Annotated in this window: 3 protein-coding genes and 1 pseudogene; all 4 read left to right on the top strand. The window is 76.2% G+C overall.

The window, feature by feature from the left end; translation table 11 throughout:
* Positions 1–215: 215 nt before the first annotated feature.
* Positions 216–9626 carry an SDR family NAD(P)-dependent oxidoreductase gene (locus tag ACMA1D_RS20445; RefSeq protein ID WP_414725451.1) on the top strand — a complete coding sequence of 3137 codons (9411 nt, stop codon included), beginning with the start codon at positions 216–218 and terminating at the stop codon, positions 9624–9626.
* Positions 9584–11806, top strand: coding sequence for a type I polyketide synthase (locus tag ACMA1D_RS20440; RefSeq protein WP_414725463.1), 2223 nt, complete (start codon positions 9584–9586; stop codon positions 11804–11806). The genes ACMA1D_RS20445 and ACMA1D_RS20440 overlap by 43 nt, the downstream gene beginning before the upstream one ends.
* A gap of 61 nt (positions 11807–11867) precedes the next feature.
* A pseudogene (locus ACMA1D_RS20435) lies at positions 11868–19568 on the top strand (type I polyketide synthase); the annotation flags it as partial.
* 137 nt (positions 19569–19705) lie between these two features.
* Positions 19706–19924: a DUF5988 family protein gene (locus tag ACMA1D_RS20430; protein ID WP_414725450.1), complete on the top strand. Its 219-nt coding sequence runs from the start codon at positions 19706–19708 to the stop codon at positions 19922–19924.
* The last annotated feature ends 19 nt before the right edge of the window (positions 19925–19943 follow it).

Here is a 19943-nt window from a genome sequence, read left to right as displayed (position 1 = left end):
CCCGTCGCACCGCCCGCGACCAGCCCGTACGCATCCGCCGGGCCCGGCCCGTACCGACGCGCACCGCACCGGTCGCGCACCACGCAGGACCGGCACCACACCGGCCGCTACCCGCGCCGGGCCCGGGCCGCGGCCGGCCCCTCGCAGGAAGCGGGCGGGGGGCCGGGACGGACACGCCTTACCCACTTTCATGAACAATTCCGTAGGGGAATCCAGTGGCCAGTAAAGAAGAGACGCTCCGCGACTACCTCAAGTGGGTAACGACCGATCTCCACGAGACCAAGCAGCGCCTGCGGAGCGCCGAGGAGGCAAACGGCGAGCCGATCGCCATCGTCGGCATGGCGTGCCGCTTCCCGGGCGGCGTGGCCTCGCCCGAAGACCTGTGGCAGATGGTCGCCGAGGGCACCGACGCCATCTCCGGCTTCCCCACCGACCGCGGCTGGGACCTGGAGGGCCTGTACGACCCGGACCCGGACGCGCCCGGCAAGAGCTACGTGCGCGACGGCGGATTCCTGTACGAGGCGGCCGAGTTCGACCCGGATGTGTTCGGCATCTCGCCGCGCGAGGCCGTCGCCATGGACCCGCAGCAGCGCCTCCTCCTGGAGACGACCTGGGAGGTCTTCGAACGCAGCGGCATCGACCCGGTCAGCGTCCGCGGCAGCCGCATCGGCACCTTCATCGGCTCCAACCGCCCCGACTACTTCACCGACCTCGACAGCGCCCCCGAGGGCCTGGAAGGCCACCTGCTCACCGGCTCCAACGCCAGCGTCGTCTCCGGCCGCATCGCCTACGCCTTCGGCCTCGAAGGCCCGGCCGTCACGCTCGACACGGCCTGTTCGTCGTCGCTGGTGGCGCTGCACCTGGCGGGCACCGCCCTGCGCCAGGGCGACTGCGCGATGGCCATCGCCGGCGGCGTCGCGGTGCTGTCCAGCCCGGCCGGGTTCATCGCCTTCAGCCGGCAGCGCGGCATGTCGACCGACGGCCGCTGCAAGGCGTTCGGTGCCGGGGCGGACGGCCTCGGGCTCGCCGAGGGCGTCGGCGTCCTCCTCCTGGAGCGCCTGTCGGACGCCCGCAAGAACGGCCACCGGGTGCTCGCCGTGATCCGCGGCTCGGCCGTCAACCAGGACGGCGCCTCCAACGGCCTGTCCGCGCCCAGCGGCCCCGCCCAGGAGCGGGTCATCCGGCAGGCCCTGATCAACGCCAAGCTCAACGCCGGCCAGGTGGACGCGGTGGAGGCGCACGGCACCGGTACGACGCTGGGCGACCCGATCGAGGCGCAGGCGCTACTCGCCACGTACGGACAGGGCCGCCCCGCCGACCGGCCGCTGTGGCTCGGCTCGTTCAAGTCCAACATCGGCCACGCGCAGGCCGCCGCCGGCGTCGCCGGCGTCATCAAGACCGTCATGGCCCTGCGCCGGGGCGTCCTGCCGAAGACCCTGCACGCCGAGCAGCCGTCGCCGCACATCGACTGGTCGGCAGGTGCGGTGTCGCTGTTGACGGAGGCGCGGCCGTGGCCCGAGAAGGACGAGCCGCGGCGGGCTGGCGTCTCCTCGTTCGGCATCAGCGGCACCAATGCGCACGTGATCGTGGAACAGGCGCCGGAGCCGGCCGCGGAGCCCCCGGGTTCGGTCGCGGAGCCGGGTACGGCGCCCGCGGCGGGGCAGCCCGCAGCCCCGGCGGGCGGCACGGAGGACGCCCCGGCCAGCGGTGCTCCCGAGCACCCGGCCCCCCTGCCCTGGGTGCTGTCCGGCAAGTCGGAACGTGCCCTGCGCGCGCAGGCGGAGCGGCTGGCCGCACATCTGACGGAGCGGCCCGAACTGGCCCCGCTGGACGTCGCCGCTGCCCTCGTCGACACCCGCGCGGCCCTGGAACACCGCGCCGCGGTCGTCGCCACCGACCGCACCGAACTCCTCGCCGGCCTGACGGCCCTCGCCCGCGAAGAAGCCGCCCCCACGACCGTCACGGGCATCGCCCAACAGGGCACCAAGGCCGTCTTCGTCTTCCCGGGGCAGGGTGCGCAGTGGGTGGGGATGGCGCGGGAACTGCGTGCGTCCGAGCCGGTGTTCGCAGCCGAGCTGGCCCGCTGTGGCGATGCCCTCGCCCCGTTCGTGGACTGGGACTTCGCTGCGGAGTTGGATGGCTCGTTGGAGCGGGTCGACGTCGTGCAGCCGTTGTCGTGGGCGGTGATGGTTTCGCTGGCGGCGTTGTGGCGTTCGTACGGGGTGGAGCCTGCGGCGGTGGTGGGTCACTCGCAGGGTGAGATCGCGGCGGCCGTCGTTGCTGGCGGGCTTTCGTTGGAGGACGGGGCGCGCGTCGTGGCGCTCCGTTCGAAGGTGATCGGCGAGCGGTTGGCGGGCAAGGGCGGCATGGTTTCGCTCGGGTTGCCGCGTGCGGAGGCCGAGGCGCGGATCGCCGCGTACGACGGCCGAGTCACCGTCGCCGCGGTCAACGGTGCTTCGTCCACCGTGGTGGCGGGCGAACCCGCAGCCCTCGACGAACTCGTCGCCGGCTGCGAGGCGGCGGAGATCCGCGCCAAGCGCATTCCGGTGGACTACGCCTCGCACTCGCCGCAGGTCGATGCGGTCCGCGCGGAGCTGCTGACGGTCCTGGCCGACGTCGCGCCGCGGACCGCCACCGTGCCGTTCTACTCCACCGTGGACGGCGCGCTACTCGACACGGCCGGGCTCGACGCCGCGTACTGGGTGCGCAACCTGCGCCAGACCGTGGAGTTCCAGCAGGTCATCGCGGACCTGATCGACCTGGGCCACCGCACCTTCATCGAATCCAGCTCGCACCCGGTGCTCGCGATGGCGGTCGGCGAGACCGCCGAACAGGCCGGCGTCGCCGAGGTCGTGGCGGTCGGCACGCTGCGCCGCGAGGAGGGCGGCCGGGACCGGTTCGTACGCTCGCTCGCCGAGGCGTACGTACGCGGCGTGGCCGTCGACTGGTCGCCGCTGCTCACCCGAGCCGGAGCCGGTACCGGTGCCGCCGTTGACCTGCCCACCTACGCCTTCCAGCGCAGCCGCTACTGGCTTGCGGCCCGGGAGGCCGCAGCGGCGGGCGCGGACGGGGCGCGGGACGCGTACGAGGACCGGTTCTGGGCGGCCGTCGAACGCGAGGACCTGGCCGACCTGACCGACGCGCTGGCCGTCGGCGCCGACCAGCCGCTGGTGACGGTGCTGCCGGCGCTCTCCGCCTGGCGGCGCCGCGAACGCGAGCGCTCCACGCTGGACTCCTGGCGCTACCGCGTCGACTGGCAGCCCCTCCCGACCCCGGCCGGCGCCCACCTGACGGGCACCTGGCTGCTGGTCACGCCCGAAGGAGCCGGCGCCAAGACTGCAATGAACGGGGAAGGCACAGAAGGGAGTTGGGCGGAAGCTGCCGCCCGCGCGCTGGAGGCCGCGGGCGCCCGGGTGCAGCGGGTGGCCGTCGCCGCCTCGGCCACCAGGGAAGAGCTCGCCGCAGCGCTGCGTACGGCCCTGACCGGAACGCCGGGCGGCACGGCCGACGGCGCGGCGGAGCCCGGCACGACGGAGCCCGGCACGACGGGGCACGGAGCCACGGCGCGCGGCGCGGTGGAGCACGGGGCGAGCGGGCACGGAGCCCAGACACCCGGAGCCACCGAGCACGCCACCCCCACCCTCGACGGCGCCCGCGCCACCGCCACAAGCGCCGCCACCGCCACAAGCGCCGCCACCACCCCGATCGCCGGTGTCCTCTCCCTGCTCGCCCTGGACACCGCGCCGCACGCCGCGCACCCCGAGCTCGCCGCCGGCACGCTCGGTACCCTCGCGCTGCTCCAGGCGCTCGGCGACCTCGCCGTGGACGCGCCGCTGTGGTGCACCACCCGGGGCGCCGTGGCCACCGCAGACGGCGACCCCGTCACCGACCCCGCCCAGGCCCCTGTCTGGGGCGTCGGGCGGGTCGCCGCGCTGGAGTACCCGCAGCGCTGGGGCGGTGTCGTGGACCTGCCGGCGGACGCCGGTGAGCGGGTCGGGCGCGCCCTGGTCGCAGCCCTCGCCGGTGGCGCCGGCGAGGACCAGCTCGCGGTGCGGCCCGCCGGCCTGTTCGCCGCCCGCCTGGTCCGCGCCACGGGCGCCGACCGGCCGGCGACGGCCGGCGGTTGGCGGCCCGGGCCCGGCACCGTACTGATCACCGGCGGCACCGGTGCGCTCGGCGCGCACGTGGCCCGCTGGCTGGCCCGTGCCGGCGCCGAACACCTGCTGCTCACCAGCCGGCGCGGCCCCGACGCGCCCGGCGCCGCCGAGCTCGCCGACGAGCTCACCGCGCTCGGCGCCCGCGTCACCCTCGCCGCCTGCGACGCCGCCGACCGCGACGCGCTCGCCGCCACCCTCGCCGCGCTCCCCGCCGACCTGCCGCTGACCGCCGTGTTCCATGCGGCCGGCGTGCTCGACGACACGATCGTGGAGACCCTGACGCCCGAGCGGGTCGCCGGCGTCGCCCGGCCGAAGGCCGCCGCCGCCCGCCACCTGCACGAGCTGACCGCCGGGCGCGAGCTGTCGGCGTTCGTGCTGTTCTCCTCGTTCGCCAGCGTCTTCCCGAGCATCGGGCAGGCCAACTACGCGGCGGCCAACACCTACCTGGACGCGCTCGCCGCGCACCGCCGCGCCCACGGGCTGCCCGCCACCTCCGTGATGTGGGGCTCCTGGGGCGGCGGCGGGCTGGCCGACGGGGCGGTGGGGGAGCGGTTGCGCGCCGAGGGCGTGCCCCCCATGGACCCCGAACGCGCCGTCGCCTCCCTGGAACGCGCGCTCGCCGCCGGCGACACCGTGCTCGGCGTGGTCGACATCGACTGGTCGGTCATCGCCCCGGCCGCCGTCGCCGTCCGCCCGTACCCGCTGATCACCGGCGTCCCCGAGGTGCGGACGGCCATCGAGGCCGCGACCGCGACGGCGCCCGTCGACCCGGCAGGCCGGCCCGGCGCGTCCGACCTGGCGCAGCGGCTCGCCCCGCTCGCGCCGGCCGACCGGGACCGCGAGCTGCTCGCCCTGGTCCGTACGCACGCCGGCGCCGCCCTCGGCCACGGTGACCCGCAGGGCGTCGAGCAGGACCGGGCCTTCAAGGAGTTGGGCGTCGACTCACTGATCGCCGTGGACCTGCGGAACCGGCTGAACACCGCGACCGGCCTGCGGCTGCCCGCGTCGCTCGTCTTCGACCACCCCACGCCGCGCGCCCTCGCCCGGCACCTGGCCGACCGGCTCGGCGGCGCGCAGGCGCCCGCGGGCGCGGCCCCCGCACCGCGGCCGGTGGCCGCGTCGGAGGAGCCGATCGCGATCGTCGGCATGGCCTGCCGGATGCCCGGCGGCGTGCGCTCGCCCGAGGAGCTCTGGGAACTGCTCGCCGAGGGCCGCGACGCCATCGCGGGCTTCCCCACCGACCGCGGCTGGGACACCGACGGCCTCTTCGACCCGGACCCGGACGCGGTGGGCAAGACGTACGTGCGCGAGGGCGGGTTCCTGTACGACGCGGCCGAGTTCGACGCCGGGTTCTTCGGGATCTCGCCGCGCGAGGCGTTGGCCATGGACCCGCAGCAGCGGCTGCTCCTTGAGACCTCCTGGGAGGCGTTGGAGCGCGCCGGCATCGCCCCGGCCAGCCTGGCGGCGACCCCCACCGGCGTGTTCATCGGCGCCGGCCACCGCAACTACGTCAACAGCCTGGGCGACCTGCCCGACGGCGCCGAGGGCTACGTGATGACGGGCAACGCATCCAGCGTGCTCTCCGGCCGCCTCTCCTACACCTTCGGCTTCGAGGGCCCGGCCGTCACCGTCGACACGGCCTGCTCGTCCTCGCTGGTCGCGCTGCACATGGCCGTCCAGGCGCTGCACCGCGGCGAGTGCACGATGGCACTGGCCGGCGGCGTGGCCGTGATGCCGGGCGCCGAGGTGTTCGTGGAGTTCAGCCGGCAGCGCGGGCTGGCCCCCGACGGCCGGTGCAAGGCGTTCGCGGCCGGCGCCGACGGCACCGGCTGGTCCGAGGGCGTCGGCGTACTGCTGGTCGAGCGCCTCTCGGACGCGCAGCGCAACGGGCACCAGGTGCTCGCTGTCGTACGGGGCTCCGCCGTCAACCAGGACGGCGCGTCCAACGGCCTCACCGCCCCCAACGGCCCCGCCCAGCAGCGCGTCATCGAGGCCGCGCTCGCCACCGCAGGACTGACCGCGGCCGACGTGGACGCGGTGGAGGCGCACGGCACCGGAACCCCGCTGGGCGACCCGATCGAGGCACAGGCGCTGCTCGCCACGTACGGGCAGCAGCGCCCCGCCGACCAGCCGCTGTGGCTGGGCTCCATCAAGTCCAACCTCGGCCACACCCAGGCCGCCGCCGGCGTCGCCGGCATCATCAAGATGGTCATGGCCATGCGCGCCGGCACGCTCCCGATGACGCTGCACGTGGACGAGCCGACGCCGGAGGTGGACTGGGAGTCGGGCGCCGTACGGCTGCTGACCGAGCCCCGCCCGTGGGCTCCGGCCGCCGGTTCCGTACGCCGCGCCGCCGTCTCCTCGTTCGGCGTCAGCGGCACCAACGCGCACATCGTCCTGGAACAGGCGCCGCTACCGACCGCCCCACTGGCGGCCGAGCGCGCCGCGGCCCCGCTGCCGCTGACCCCCTGGCCGCTGTCGGCCCGCGGCCCCGCGGCGCTGCGCGCCCAGGCCGACCGGCTCCGCACCCACCTGGCGGCCCACCCCGAACTCCCGCTCGCCGCCGTCGGCGCCACCCTGGCCGCCTCCCGCGCGGACCACGATCACCGTGCGGTGGTCGTGGGTGATACGCGGGAGGGGTTGTTGTCGGCTCTTGCGGATGTGGCGTCGGGTGTGTCGTCGCCGGGTGTGTTGGTGGGGCGGCCGGTGTCGGGTCGTACGGCGTTTGTGTTTGGTGGGCAGGGGAGTCAGTGGTTGGGGATGGGGCGTGGGTTGTATGGGGCGTTTCCGGTGTTTGCGGGGGCGTGGGATGGGGTGGTGGGGGAGTTGGATGGGTTGTTGTCGGTTGGGTTGGGGTCGGTGGTGTGGGGTGATGACGCTTCGGTGTTGGGGCGTACGGAGTTTGCGCAGCCTGCGTTGTTTGCGTTTGAGGTGGCGTTGTTTCGGTTGGTGGAGTCGTGGGGTGTGGTGCCGGATGTGGTGGTGGGTCATTCGGTGGGTGAGGTGGCTGCGGCGTATGTGGCGGGTGTTCTTTCGCTTGCGGATGCCTGTCAACTGGTGGTGTCTCGTGGTCGGTTGATGCAGGGGTTGGTTGTTGGTGGTGCGATGTGGGCGGTGCAGGCGTCGGAGGCTGAGGTGGTCGAGGCGCTGGCGGGGCGCGGGCAGTTGGCGAGTATCGCTGCGGTGAATGGTCCGTCCTCGGTGGTGGTGTCGGGTGCGGAGGCGGTGGTCTCCGAGGTTGCTGAGGGTTTCCGTGTTCGGGGCCGGCGGGTGAAGCGGCTGCGGGTCAGTCATGCGTTCCATTCGCCGTTGATGGCGCCGATGGTGGATGAGTTCCGGGCGGTGGTGTCGGGTCTGTCGTTCGCTGAGCCGCGGCTTGGTGTGGTGACGACTGGTGGTGGTACGGATGGTTCTTGGTCGGATCCGGAGTATTGGGTTCGGCACATCAGCGAACCCGTCCGCTTCCACGACGCGATGCGCCAACTCCATTCCGATGGGCTGGGGTTGGTCCTGGAGATCGGTGCGGACGGGACGTTGACCGCGTTGGCGCAGGAGTGCCTGGACGGGGCGGGGGACGGCGCGGGTGAGGTGGCGCTGGTCGCGTCGGTGCGCAAGGACCGGCCGGAGGTCCGTACGGTCATCGAGGCGTTGGGGCGGGCGCAGCTCGCCGGGGCCGGTGTGGAGTGGGGCGCGGTCTTCGCCGGGGCCGGCTCCGTGGACCTGCCGACGTACGCGTTCCAGCGCGAGCACTACTGGCTGCGGCCGGCGGCCGGCCGGGGCGACGCCGCGTCGATCGGCCTCGCCTCCCCCGACCACCCGCTGCTGGGCGGCGCGGTGCCGCTCGCGTACGGCGGCGGCACGCTGCTCACCGGCAGGCTCTCGCTCGCCAGCCACCCCTGGCTCGCCGACCACAGCGTCGCCGGCGCCGTGCTGCTGCCCGGCACGGCCTTCGTGGAACTCGCGCTGCGCGCCGGCGACGAGGTCGGCTGCGGCCGGATCGAGGAACTGACCCTCCAGGAGCCCCTGTTGCTGCCCGCCAGGGGCGGCGTGCAACTCCAGGTGACCGTCGGCGAGCCGACGGACGCGGGGACCAGGCAGGTCCGGGTCTACTCCAGGACCGACAGTGCGGCCGTGGACGCCGAGTGGGCCTGCCACGCGAGCGGCGAACTGGCCCCGGCCGCGGGCGAGGCCCCGGCCGGGCTCACGGCCTGGCCGCCGCAGGACGCCGAACCCGTCGACCTGACCGGCTTCTACGCCGGCCTGGCCGAGGCCGGCTCGCTCTACGGCCCGGCCTTCCAGGGCCTGCGGGCCGCCTGGCGGCGCGGCGACGAGGTGTTCGCCGAGGTCGCGCTCGACGCGGCGGCAGGGGCGGACGGGGCGGCCGGCTTCGGCCTGCACCCGGCCGTGCTCGACGCGGCGCTGCACCCCATCGGCCTCGGCGGGCTGCTGCGCACCAGCGGGCAGCCGGTGCTGCCGTTCGCCTGGAGCGGTGTGGAGCTGTACGCCGTGGGCGCCACGGCGGCCCGGGTGCGACTCACGCCGACCGGCGCCGACGCGGTACGGGTGACCGTCACCGACGCCACCGGCGCCCCGGTCGCCGACGTGGAGTCGCTGGTGCTGCGCCCGGTGGCGGCGGGAGCGCTGCGCGAGGCGCACGCCGGGGTGCGCGATGCGCTGTTCCACCTCGACTGGGTGCCGGCGCCCGAAGCGGGCCGCGCCCCGGGCCGGGTCGCCGTCATCGGCCAGGACGTCACCGGCCTCGCCGACCTGCCCGCCGAACTCCCCGACGTGGTCGTCGCACCGCTGGCCCCCACCGACGACGTACGGGCCGCGGTCCGCGAGGCACTGGAGCTGGTACGGAACTGGCTGGCCGACGACCGGTTCGCGGACGCCACGCTGGCCGTCGTCACCCGGCACGCCCTGCTGTCCCACGCCGCCGCCGGCGGCCTGGTCCGCTCCGCCCAGTCCGAGAACCCGGGCCGACTGCTGCTCATCGAGGTGGCGGACGATGACCCGGGCGCGGGCCCCGCCCCGTACGCGAAGACCAGCACCCACACCAGCACCCGCACCAGCACCGACAGCGCTCCGGACGCCAACAGCAACGGCAACACGCCCGTGAGCGCCGCCCCCGGCGCCGCGTTGGACGGGGCGGACGCGGTGGCCCGGGCCCCCCCCCCCCCCCCCCCCCCCCGCTGCCGGCCGCCGGGCTCGCCGCCGCGCTCGGCTGCGGGGAGCCGCGGATGCGGGTACGGGGCGACGCCGTCCTGGTGCCGCGCCTGGCCCGGGCGGCCGGCGACGGCGCCCTGCTGCCGCCCGCCGAAGGCCCCTGGCACCTGGCCGTACGGGGCGGCTCCGGCACCCTGGACGCGCTGGAACTCGCCCCGCACCCGGCGGCCGACCGGCCGCTCGCGGCCGGCGAGGTACGGGTGGCGGTCCGCGCCACCGGGCTCAACTTCCGGGACGTGCTGATCGCGCTCGGCATGTACCCGGGCGACGCCCCGCCGCTCGGCAACGAGGGCGCCGGCACCGTCCTTGAGGTCGGCCCCGGCGTCACCGGCCTCGCCCCCGGCGACCGGGTCCTTGGCCTGCTCCCCGACGCCATGGGCCCGCGCGCCGTCACCGACCAGCGGCTGCTGGCCCCGCTGCCCGCCGGCTGGTCGTACGAGCAGGGCGCCTCGGTGCCGGTGGTGTTCCTGACGGCCTGGATGGGCCTGGTGGACCTGGCCGGCGTGGGCCCGGGGGACAGGGTGCTGGTGCACGCCGCCGCGGGTGGTGTGGGGATGGCCGCGGTGCAGTTGGCGAAGTTGCGCGGGGCCGAGGTGTTCGCGACGGCCAGCGAGCCCAAGTGGGAGGTGCTGCGCGGGCTCGGGATCGCGGACGACCACCTCGGCTCGTCCAGGTCACTGGAGTTCCAGGACCGCTTCCTGGCCGTCACCGGTGGGCGCGGCGTGGACGTCGTACTGAACTCGCTGGCCGGCGAGTACGTGGACGCCTCACTCGCCCTGCTGCCGCGCGGCGGGCACTTCCTGGAGATGGGCAAGACCGACATCAGGGACGGGGCCGAGGTGGCCGCCGCGCACCCGGGCGTCGCGTACACCGCCTTCGACCTGATCACCAGCGGCCCGGACCGGATCGGCGCCATGCTCACCGAGGTCGTCGCGCTGCTGGCCGCCGGCGAACTCGCCCCGCTGCCCGTCCGCTGTTGGGACGTGCGGCGGGCACCGGAGGCGTTCCGGCACGTCAGCCAGGCCCAGCACGTCGGCAAGGTGGTGCTCACGGTGCCCGCCGGCTGGAACGGGGCCGGCACCGTGCTGGTCACCGGCGCCACCGGCACCCTGGGCGGGCTGGTCGCCCGGCACCTGGTCGAGGCGCACGGCGTGCGGCACCTGCTGCTGACCAGCCGGCGCGGCCCGGCCGCTGACGGCGCCGGAGAGCTCCTGGCCGAGCTGCGGAAGGCGGGCGCGGAACCGGAGTTGGTGGCCTGCGACGCGGCCGACCGGCAGGCGCTGGCCGCGACCCTGGCGGCGATCCCGGCGGACCGGCCGCTGACCGCCGTGGTGCACGTCGCCGGCATCGTCGACGACGGAGTCATCGGCTCGCTCACCGACGAGCAGGTGGAACGGGTGCTGCGGCCCAAGGTCGACGCCGCCCGCAACCTGCACGAGCTGACCGCCGGAAGCGACCTGGCCGCCTTCGTGCTGTTCTCCTCCATGGGCGGCGTGCTCGGCGGCGCCGGCCAGGGCAACTACGCGGCGGCCAACTCCTACCTGGACGCGCTCGCCGCCCACCGCCGCCGGCACGGGCTGCCCGCCCAGTCGCTGGCCTGGGGCCTGTGGGAGCAGGCCAGCGCCATGACCGGCAAGCTGGGCCGCGAAGACCTGGCCCGGGTCAGCCGCTCCGGCGTGCAGGCGCTCACCTCGCAGCAGGGCCTGGCCCTGTTCGACGCGGCGCTCGCCACCGATGCGGCCCTGCTGCTGCCCGCCAGGTTCGACCTCGGCAGGTGGCGGGCGAAGGCCGCGACCGAGGAGGTTCCGGCCCTGCTGCGCGGCCTCATCCGGGCCCCGCAGCGGCGCACGGCGGGCCGCGCGGACGACGCGACGGGCGCCGCCGCGCTCGCCGCGCAGTTGGCCGGCGCCGCCCGCCCCGAGCGCGAACGGGTCCTGCTGGACCTGGTGCGCAACCACGCCGCCACCGTCCTGGGCCACGGCACCGCCCAGGGCATCGACGCCGAACGGCCCTTCCGTGACGTGGGGTTCGACTCGCTGACCGCCGTCGAACTCCGCAACCGACTCGGCGCGGCCACCGGCCTCAAGCTGGCCGCCGCGGTGGTCTTCGACCACCCCACGCCCACTGACCTCGCCGCGCACCTCGCCGACCACCTGGGCGAGCGACTGGCCGGCGGGCCGGCGGACCCCGCGGGCCCGGCGGGCGCCGTCGGCGGCGACGGGCAGGAGGGGGAGTTCCGGCGCGCGCTGGCCGCCCTCCCGCTGTCCGCGCTGCGCGACGCGGGCGTCATGGACACCCTGCTGCGGCTCACCGGCCTCGGCGAAGCGGCGCCCGCGGGCGACGAGCAGGCCGACGCCGCGGCCATCGCGGCCATGGACGTCGGCGACCTCGTCCAACTGGCGCTGCGCAAGAACGAATCCTGAAGCGACCCCGGAGCTGAGTGCGTACATGACCACCTCACCGTCCGTCACCCCAACGGAAACCATCGTCGAAGCGCTCCGGGCCTCGGTCACCGAGGCCGAGCGGCTGCGCCAGCGCAACGAGGAGATCCTCGCCGCCCAGCGCGAGCCGATCGCGATCGTCGCCATGGCCTGCCGCTTCCCCGGCGGCGTGGCCTCGCCCGAAGACCTGTGGCAACTGGTCGCCGACGGCGCCGACGCGCTGTCCCCGCTCCCCGCCGACCGCGGCTGGGACCTGGCCGCGCTGACCGACCCCGACAAGTCCACCCACGGCACCAGCTACGTCAGCGACGGCGGCTTCGTACACGACGCCACCGAGTTCGACGCCGGCTTCTTCGGCATCTCGCCGCGCGAAGCCCTCGCCATGGACCCGCAGCAGCGGCTCCTGCTGGAGACCTCCTGGGAGGCGCTGGAGCGGGCCGGCATCCGCCCCGAGACGCTGCGCGGCAGCAAGACCGGCGTCTACGTCGGCGCCGGCGCCCCCGGCTACGGCACCGACCTGGCCGAACTCCCCGAAGACGTCCAGGGCTACACCCTCACCGGCACCGCCACCAGCGTCGTCTCCGGCCGCGTCGCCTACACCCTCGGCCTGGAGGGCCCAGCCGTCACCGTCGACACCGCCTGCTCCTCCTCGCTGGTCGCCCTGCACCTGGCGGCGCAGGCGCTGCGCCGCGGCGAATGCACCCTGGCGCTGGCCGGCGGCGCCACCATCATGTCCAGCCCCGGCGTCTTCCTGGAGTTCAGCCGGCAGCGCGGGCTGGCCCCCGACGGCCGGTGCAAGGCGTTCGCGGCCGGCGCCGACGGCACCGGCTGGTCCGAGGGCGTCGGCGTACTGCTGGTGGAGCGCCTGTCGGACGCGGTACGCAACGGGCACCAGGTGCTCGCTGTCGTACGGGGCTCCGCCGTCAACCAGGACGGCGCGTCCAACGGCCTCACCGCCCCCAACGGCCCCTCCCAGCGCCGCGTCATCCGGCAGGCCCTGGACGACGCCAGGCTGGGCGTCCACGAGGTGGACGCGGTGGAGGCGCACGGCACCGGCACCCGGCTCGGCGACCCCATCGAGGCCGAGGCGCTGCTCGCCACCTACGGCCAGCGCACCCCCGAACAGACGCCGCACCCGCTGTGGCTGGGCTCCATCAAGTCCAACCTGGGCCACGCGCAGGCCGCGGCCGGCATCGGCGGCATCATCAAGATGGTGCTGGCGCTGCGCGGCGGCCTGCTGCCGAAGACGCTGCACGTGGACGCGCCGTCCCCGCACATCGACTGGGACGCGGGCGCGGTGGAACTCCTCACCGAAGCCCGCCCCTGGCCCGAGACGGGGCGGCCCCGCCGGGCGGCCGTCTCCTCGTTCGGCATGAGCGGCACCAACGCGCACATCATCGTCGAGCAGGCGCCCGAGCCGGCGCCCCGGCAGTCCCCGCAGCAGCCCCCCGCGCAGGCCGCACCCCAGCCCGTACGGGGCACGGGGCCCGAAACCGCACGGGGCACGGGGCACGCTGCCGCCCCGGGCGCGGGGCACGGCGCGGAGCCCGCTCCCGGCCAGCCCGGTACCGGGCCGATGCCCGCCGCAGGGCCGCTCGGACCGCTCCCGTGGCTGCTCTCCGCCGCCAGCCAGGACGCACTGCGCGACCAGGCCGCCCGCCTCCTCGACCACGTGCGCCGCCACCCCGACCACACCGCGGCCGACGTCGGCCGCTCGCTCGCCACCACCCGCAGCGCCCTGCCGCACCGCGCCGCCCTCATCGCGGCCGACCGGGACGGGCTGCTGCGCGAACTGGCCACCCTGGCCGCCGGCGGCGAGTCGCCGCACCTGGTGCGCGGCACCGCCGAAGGCGCCGCCCGCCCGGTGTTCGTCTTCCCCGGCCAGGGCGCCCAATGGGTGGGCATGGCAAGCGAGTTGGCCGCCGCATCCCCCGTCTTCGCCGCCCAGCTACACCGCTGCGGCCAGGCCCTGGCCCCGTACGTCGACTGGGACTTCGCCGCCGAGCTGGACGGCCCGCTGGAGCGGGTCGACGTCGTGCAGCCGCTGTCCTGGGCGGTGATGGTGTCGCTGGCGGCGCTGTGGCGCTCCTACGGCGTGGAGCCGGCGGCCGTCGTCGGCCACTCGCAGGGCGAGATCGCCGCGGCCGTGGTCGCCGGCGGGCTCTCCCTGGAGGACGGGGCGCGGGTCGTCGCCCTCCGCTCCAAGGTCATCGGCGAGCGGCTGGCCGGCAGGGGCGGCATGGTCTCGCTCGGCCTCGGCCGCACCGAAGCCGAGGCGCGCATCGCCCCGTACGGGGACCGGATCGCGGTGGCCGCGGTCAACGGGGCCTCCTCCACGGTGGTGGCGGGTGAGCCCGCCGCGCTGGCCGAACTCGTGGCCGGCTGTGCGGCGGCGGAGATCCGAGCCAAGCGCATCCCCGTCGACTACGCCTCGCACACCCCGCAGGTGGAGACCGTCCGCGACGAACTCCGCACGGTCCTGGCCGGCGTCGCCCCGCGCACCGCGAAGCTGCCCTTCTACTCCACCGTACGGGCCGAGCCGATCGACACGGCCGGGCTCGACGCCGCGTACTGGGTGACCAACCTGCGGCAGGAGGTGCGGTTCGAGCCCACCGTGCGGCGGCTGATCGGCGACGGGTTCGGCCTGTTCGTGGAGTGCGCGGCGCACCCGGTGCTCGCCATGAGCATCCAGGAGACCGCCGCGCCCGACACACCGGTGGCCACTGTCGGCTCGCTGCGCCGCACCGACGGCGGACCCGACCGCTTCCTCACCTCGCTCGCCGAGGCGCACGCGGCCGGCGCCCGCGTCGACTGGGCCCCGCTGTTCCCCGGCACCGGCACCGTCGACCTGCCCACGTACGCCTTCCAGCGCCAGCGGTACTGGCTGAGCGCCCCGCCCGAGCAGCACCCGGCGGTACCTGCCGGCGCCGCGCCGGCCGGCGGCGACCAGCGATTCTGGGACGCCGTCGAGGCCGCCGACCTGGACCTGCTCGGCGCCGAACTCGGCGTCGCCGGCGCACCGTTGGAAACCCTGGTGCCCGCCCTCGCCACCTGGCGCCGCCGCCAGCGCGACCAGGACACCATCGCATCCTGGCGGTACGCCACCGCCTGGCGCCCGGTCACCGCGGCGGCGACCGGCGCCCCCACCGGCACCTGGCTGCTGGTCGTACCCGCCGCCCGCGCCGCCGACCCGTGGGCCGCCGCAGCCGCCGACGCGCTCACCGAACGCGGCGCCGGGCTGCTCCGCATCGACCTCGACCCGGACACCGAGGGCAGCGACCGCGCCGCGCTCGCCGCCGCGCTGCGCCGGGCCGTCGAAGGGGCGGGCGAACTCGCCGGCGTGCTGTCCCTGCTGCCGCTCGACGAGACACCGCACGCCCACCACCGGGCGACCCCGCGCGGCTTCGCCGCCACCCAGACGCTCATCCAGGCGCTCGGCGACGCGGCCGTCACCGCCCCGCTGTGGTGCGCCACCCGCGGCGCCGTCTCCACCGGCCCGTCCGACCCGCTCACCAGCCCACTCCAAGCACAGGTGTGGGGCCTCGGCCGGGTCGCCGGCGAAGAGCTGCCCGAACGCTGGGGCGGCCTCATCGACCTGCCGGCCAGCCCCGACCGGCGCAGCCGCGGCCGGCTGGCCGACGTCCTCGCCGGGCTCGACGGCGAGGACCAGGTGGCGGTGCGCCCGGCCGGCGTCTTCGCCAACCGGCTGGTGCGCACCGCGCGGCGGGACTCCGCGCCGGCCGCGCCCTGGCAGCCGCGCGGCACCGTACTGATCACCGGCGGCACCGGCGCGCTCGGCGGCCACGTCGCCCGCTGGCTGGCCGCCGCGGGCGCCGCGCACCTGCTGCTCGTCAGCCGGCGCGGCCCGCAGGCGCCGGGCGCCGCCGAACTCGCCGCGGAACTCACCGCGGCCGGCGCCGCGGTGACCGTCACCGCCTGCGACATCACCGACCGGGACCAACTGGCCGCGCTGCTCGCCGACATACCCGCCGACCGGCCGCTGGGCACCGTCGTGCACACCGCCGCCGTGCTGGACGACGCGGTGCTCGACGCGCTCACCCTGGACCAGCTCGACCGGGTGCTGCGGGTCAAGGTGCGCGGCGCGGAGAACCTGCACGAGCTCACCCGCGACGCCGACCTGTCCGCGTTCGTCCTGTTCTCCTCCTTCGCCGGCACGTTCGGCGTGCCGGGCCAGGGCAACTACGCGCCGGGCAACGCCTACCTGGACGCGCTGGCCAGGCACCGCCGCGCGCAGGGCCTGCCGGCCACCTCCATCGCCTGGGGCCACTGGGCGGGCGGCGGCATCGCGTCCGGCGAGGCCGAGGCCCAACTGCGCCGCCGCGGCGGCTCCGAGATCGAACCGGAGCTCGCCCTGCGCGCCCTGCGCCAGGTGCTCGACCACGACGAGACGTGCGTGGCGATGGCGCTCATCGAGTGGGCGGAGATCGCCGCCCGCGGCGGCGGCTTCGACGGCCGCCTCCGCCCGCAACTGCGCGACCTCACCGACGTGGTCCGCCTCGTCGCCGCCGACACCGGGCCCACCCGCGGGCAGCAGGAAGCCACCGCGAACGCCGCCGGCACCTTCGCCGCGACCCTGGCCGGCGCCCCGGCCGCCGACCGGGACCGGCTCGTGCTCGACCTCGTACGCGGCCACGTCGCCGCCGTGCTCGGCCACGCGGACGCCGACGGCGTCGCGCCCGGCCGTCCCTTCCGCGACCTCGGCTTCGACTCGCTCACCTCCGTCGAACTGCGCAACCGCATCGGCACCGCGACCGGCCTCACGCTGCCCGCCACCGTCGTCTTCGACCACCCCACGCCCACCGCGCTCGCCCGCGCCCTGCGCGCTGAGCTCATCGGCGACGCACCCGAAGGGCCGGCGCCCACCACCACGGCCGGCGCCCCGACCCCCGCCCCCGGTGCGAACTCCGCCACCACCGCGGCCCCGGCCACCGGCGCGAGCGCCCCGGAGCAGCCGGCCGGGCCCGACGACGACCCGATCGTCATCGTCGGCATGGCCTGCCGCACCCCCGGCGGCGTGGAGACTCCCGAACAGCTCTGGCGCCTGGTCGCCGATGGCCGCGACGCGGTGGGCCCGCTGCCCACCGACCGCGGCTGGGACGTGGCGGCGCTGGAGGGCGCCGGCATCGACGTCCCCGGGATGCGGTACGTGCGCGAGGGCGGCTTCCTCGCCGAAGCGGCCTCCTTCGACGCCGAGTTCTTCGGCATCGGGGAGCCGGAGGCCACCGCCATGGACCCGCAGCACCGGCTGCTCCTGGAAATGTCCTGGGAGGCGTTCGAACGGGCCGGTGTCTCCCCGCACACGCTGCGCGGCAGCCGGGTCGGCGTCTTCGCCGGCACCTTCTCGCAGGGCTACTGGACCGGCCTCCAGCAGGTGCCCGACGAGGCCCGCTCCTACCTCAGCGGCGGCATCTCCCCGGCGGTCGCCACCGGCCGCATCGCCTACACCTTCGGCTTCGAGGGCCCCGTCCTGACCGTCGACACCGGCTGTTCCTCCTCGTCGGTCGCGCTGCACCTGGCCGCCCAGGCGGTGCGGCAGGGCGAGTGCGTGATGGCGCTGGCCGGCGGCGCCTCCGTACTGGCCAACCCGGCGGTCTCGCCCGACATGGGCGTCGGCGCGGCCCCCGACGGGCGCTGCAAGTCCTTCTCGGCCGCCGCCGACGGCACCGGCTGGGGCGAGGGCGCCGGCATGTTGCTCGTCGAGCGGCTGTCCACCGCGCGCGCCAGCGGCCACCGGGTACGGGCCGTCATCCGCGGCTCGGCCGTCAACCACAACGGCGTCACCAACGGCCTCGGCGCCCCCAACGGCTCCTCCCAACAGCGCGTCATCCGCCAGGCGCTCGCCAACGCCGGGCTCACCGCCCACCAGGTGGACGCCGTCGAGGGCCACGGCACCGGCACCCCGCTCGGCGACCCGATCGAGGCGCAGGCGCTGCTGGCCACCTACGGCGAGGGCCGCGACCCGGCGCAGCCGCTGTGGCTCGGCTCGTACAAGTCCAACACCGGTCACCCGCAGGCCGCGTCCGGCGTCGTCGGCGTCATCAAGACGGTGCTCGCCATGGAGCACGGCGTGCTGCCCAAGACGCTGCACTGCGCCGAGCCCTCGCCGCACATCGACCAGTCCTCCGGCACGGTGCGGCTGCTCAGCGAGGCGGTGGCGTGGCCGGACCGCGGCGCACCGCGCCGAGCGGGCGTCTCCTCCTTCGGCGCCAGCGGGACGAAGGTGCACGTCATCCTGGAACAGGCCCCGGCGGAGCCCCGGGTGGGGGAGCCGGCATCGGCCGCCGGGGCGTCGGAAGAACCGGCATCGGCAGCCGCGGTCGCGGCGGTGTCGGCTCCGGCCGGCGCGGCGCCGCAAGAGCCGGCGCCCGGCACGCTGCCCTTCCCGCTGTCGGCCCGTTCCGAGGCCGCGCTACGGGCCCAGGCCGACCGGCTGCGGCAGCGGCTGGCCGCCGAACCCGACTGGCGGCCCCGGGACGTCGGCTGGTCGCTCGCCGCATCGCGCGCGGTCTTCGAACACCGCGCCACCGTCCTCACCGACACCCGCGCCGGCCTGCTCGCGGCCCTCACGGCCCTTGCGGAACCCGGCACCGGTACGGGCGACGGCCCCGGCGCAGTGACCGACGGCCCCGGCGCGGCCACCAGGGGCGCGTCAGCCCCATCAGCCACTACGGGCGCGGCCACCACGGACACGCCAGCCCCCCCACCCGCCACGGGCGCGGACACCACCGGTACCTCAGCCGCCCCAGGCACGCCGGCCGCCCCCGCCACCCCCTTCGGCGTCGTGCGCAGCGCGCGGCCCGCGGCCGACACCACCGCCGTCTTCGGCTTCCCGGCGCTGTCGGCGGGCCCGGGCGGCGGGCTGCCCGCAGTGCGCGAGCTCTACGACGCGTACCCGGCCTTCGCCGACGCGCTGGACGCCTGCTGCGCCCCGCTCGACACCCGGCTCCCGCGCGCCTCCCGCGAGGCCGCGCTCACCGGCGGTACGGGCCCGGCGGCGTCTGCCACCGGCAGTACGGATACGGGTACGGGCCCGGCATCGGCCACCGACCAGGCGGCCTCGTTCGCGGTCGGCTCCGCGCTCTTCGCGCTGCTGCACGGCTGGGGCGTGCCGCCGGCCGCGGTGCTGGGCGCCGGCCCCGGCGTGGTGGCCGCCGCGCACGCGGCCGAGGTGCTGTCCACGGCGGACGCCGCCGAACTGCTCCTCGCCCTGGCCGGCGCGGACCAGGACGGCCCGGCGGGTGCGGCGGGCCAGGACCCGGCGGCGCTCCGTACCACCCTCGCCGGTCTGGAGCTGCGGTCGCCCACGATCCCGCTGCTCTCCGCGCTGACCGGCGAACCCGTCGGCGTCGACGCGCTGCGCGATCCGGAGCACTGGACGGGTGGCTGGGCCGCGACCGAACTGGCCCCACCGGCCAGGCCGGCCGGCGCCACCATCCTGCTCGGCGCAGCCCCCGGCGGCCCGGCGGCCGGCCCCGTATCCGGCCTGCCCACCCCGCCCGGCGCAACCGGCCGGGTCGCCGCGCTGGACGCCACCGGCAGCCGCACCGGCCTGCTCACCGCCCTGGCCGCCCTGCACGCGGACGGGGTGCCGGTGGACTGGCGCCAGCCGTACGCCGGCCTCGGCGGGCGCCTGGTCGACCTGCCCACCTACCCCTTCCAGCGCGGCAGCTACTGGCTCCGGATGCCGGTCGAAGCCCTCGTCCGCGGCGCAACAGCCAACTGACCCCCGCACACCCACGGACCAACCCACCCACGGACCAACCCACCCACGGACCAACCCACCCACGCCAACCCGCCCCCCCCACACCAACCCACCAACCCACCAACCAGTCCGAAGAGACCCACCAGAAGGGGTGCCCCATGCCGACCACGTCCCCGCCGAACGCCCTGCTCCGCGGCGGCCCCGCGCAACTGGCGGACGAGGCCCGTACCCGCCACGTGGCCGCGGACCAGTCCCACCTGAAGCTGCCGATGGGCAACTGTTACGAGCACTTCCGCGCCACCCAGGAGACCGTCTCGCACCAGGGCGAGGAACTCCGCGTCTTCGCCTGGGAGGGCCGTACGTACGTCGCGGAGTGAGCGGACCGGCGGCGCGCCG

The sequence above is a fragment of the Streptomyces sp. 796.1 genome, assembly GCF_047525675.1.
GTDB lineage: Bacteria > Actinomycetota > Actinomycetes > Streptomycetales > Streptomycetaceae > Streptomyces.
This window is presented reverse-complemented; position numbering and strand designations above follow the sequence as displayed.

Bases quoted from the DNA above. Each gene is read 5' to 3' on its own strand.
- ACMA1D_RS20430 (WP_414725450.1), top strand. From the start codon at position 19,706: ATGCCGACCACGTCCCCGCCGAACGCCCTGCTCCGCGGCGGCCCCGCG.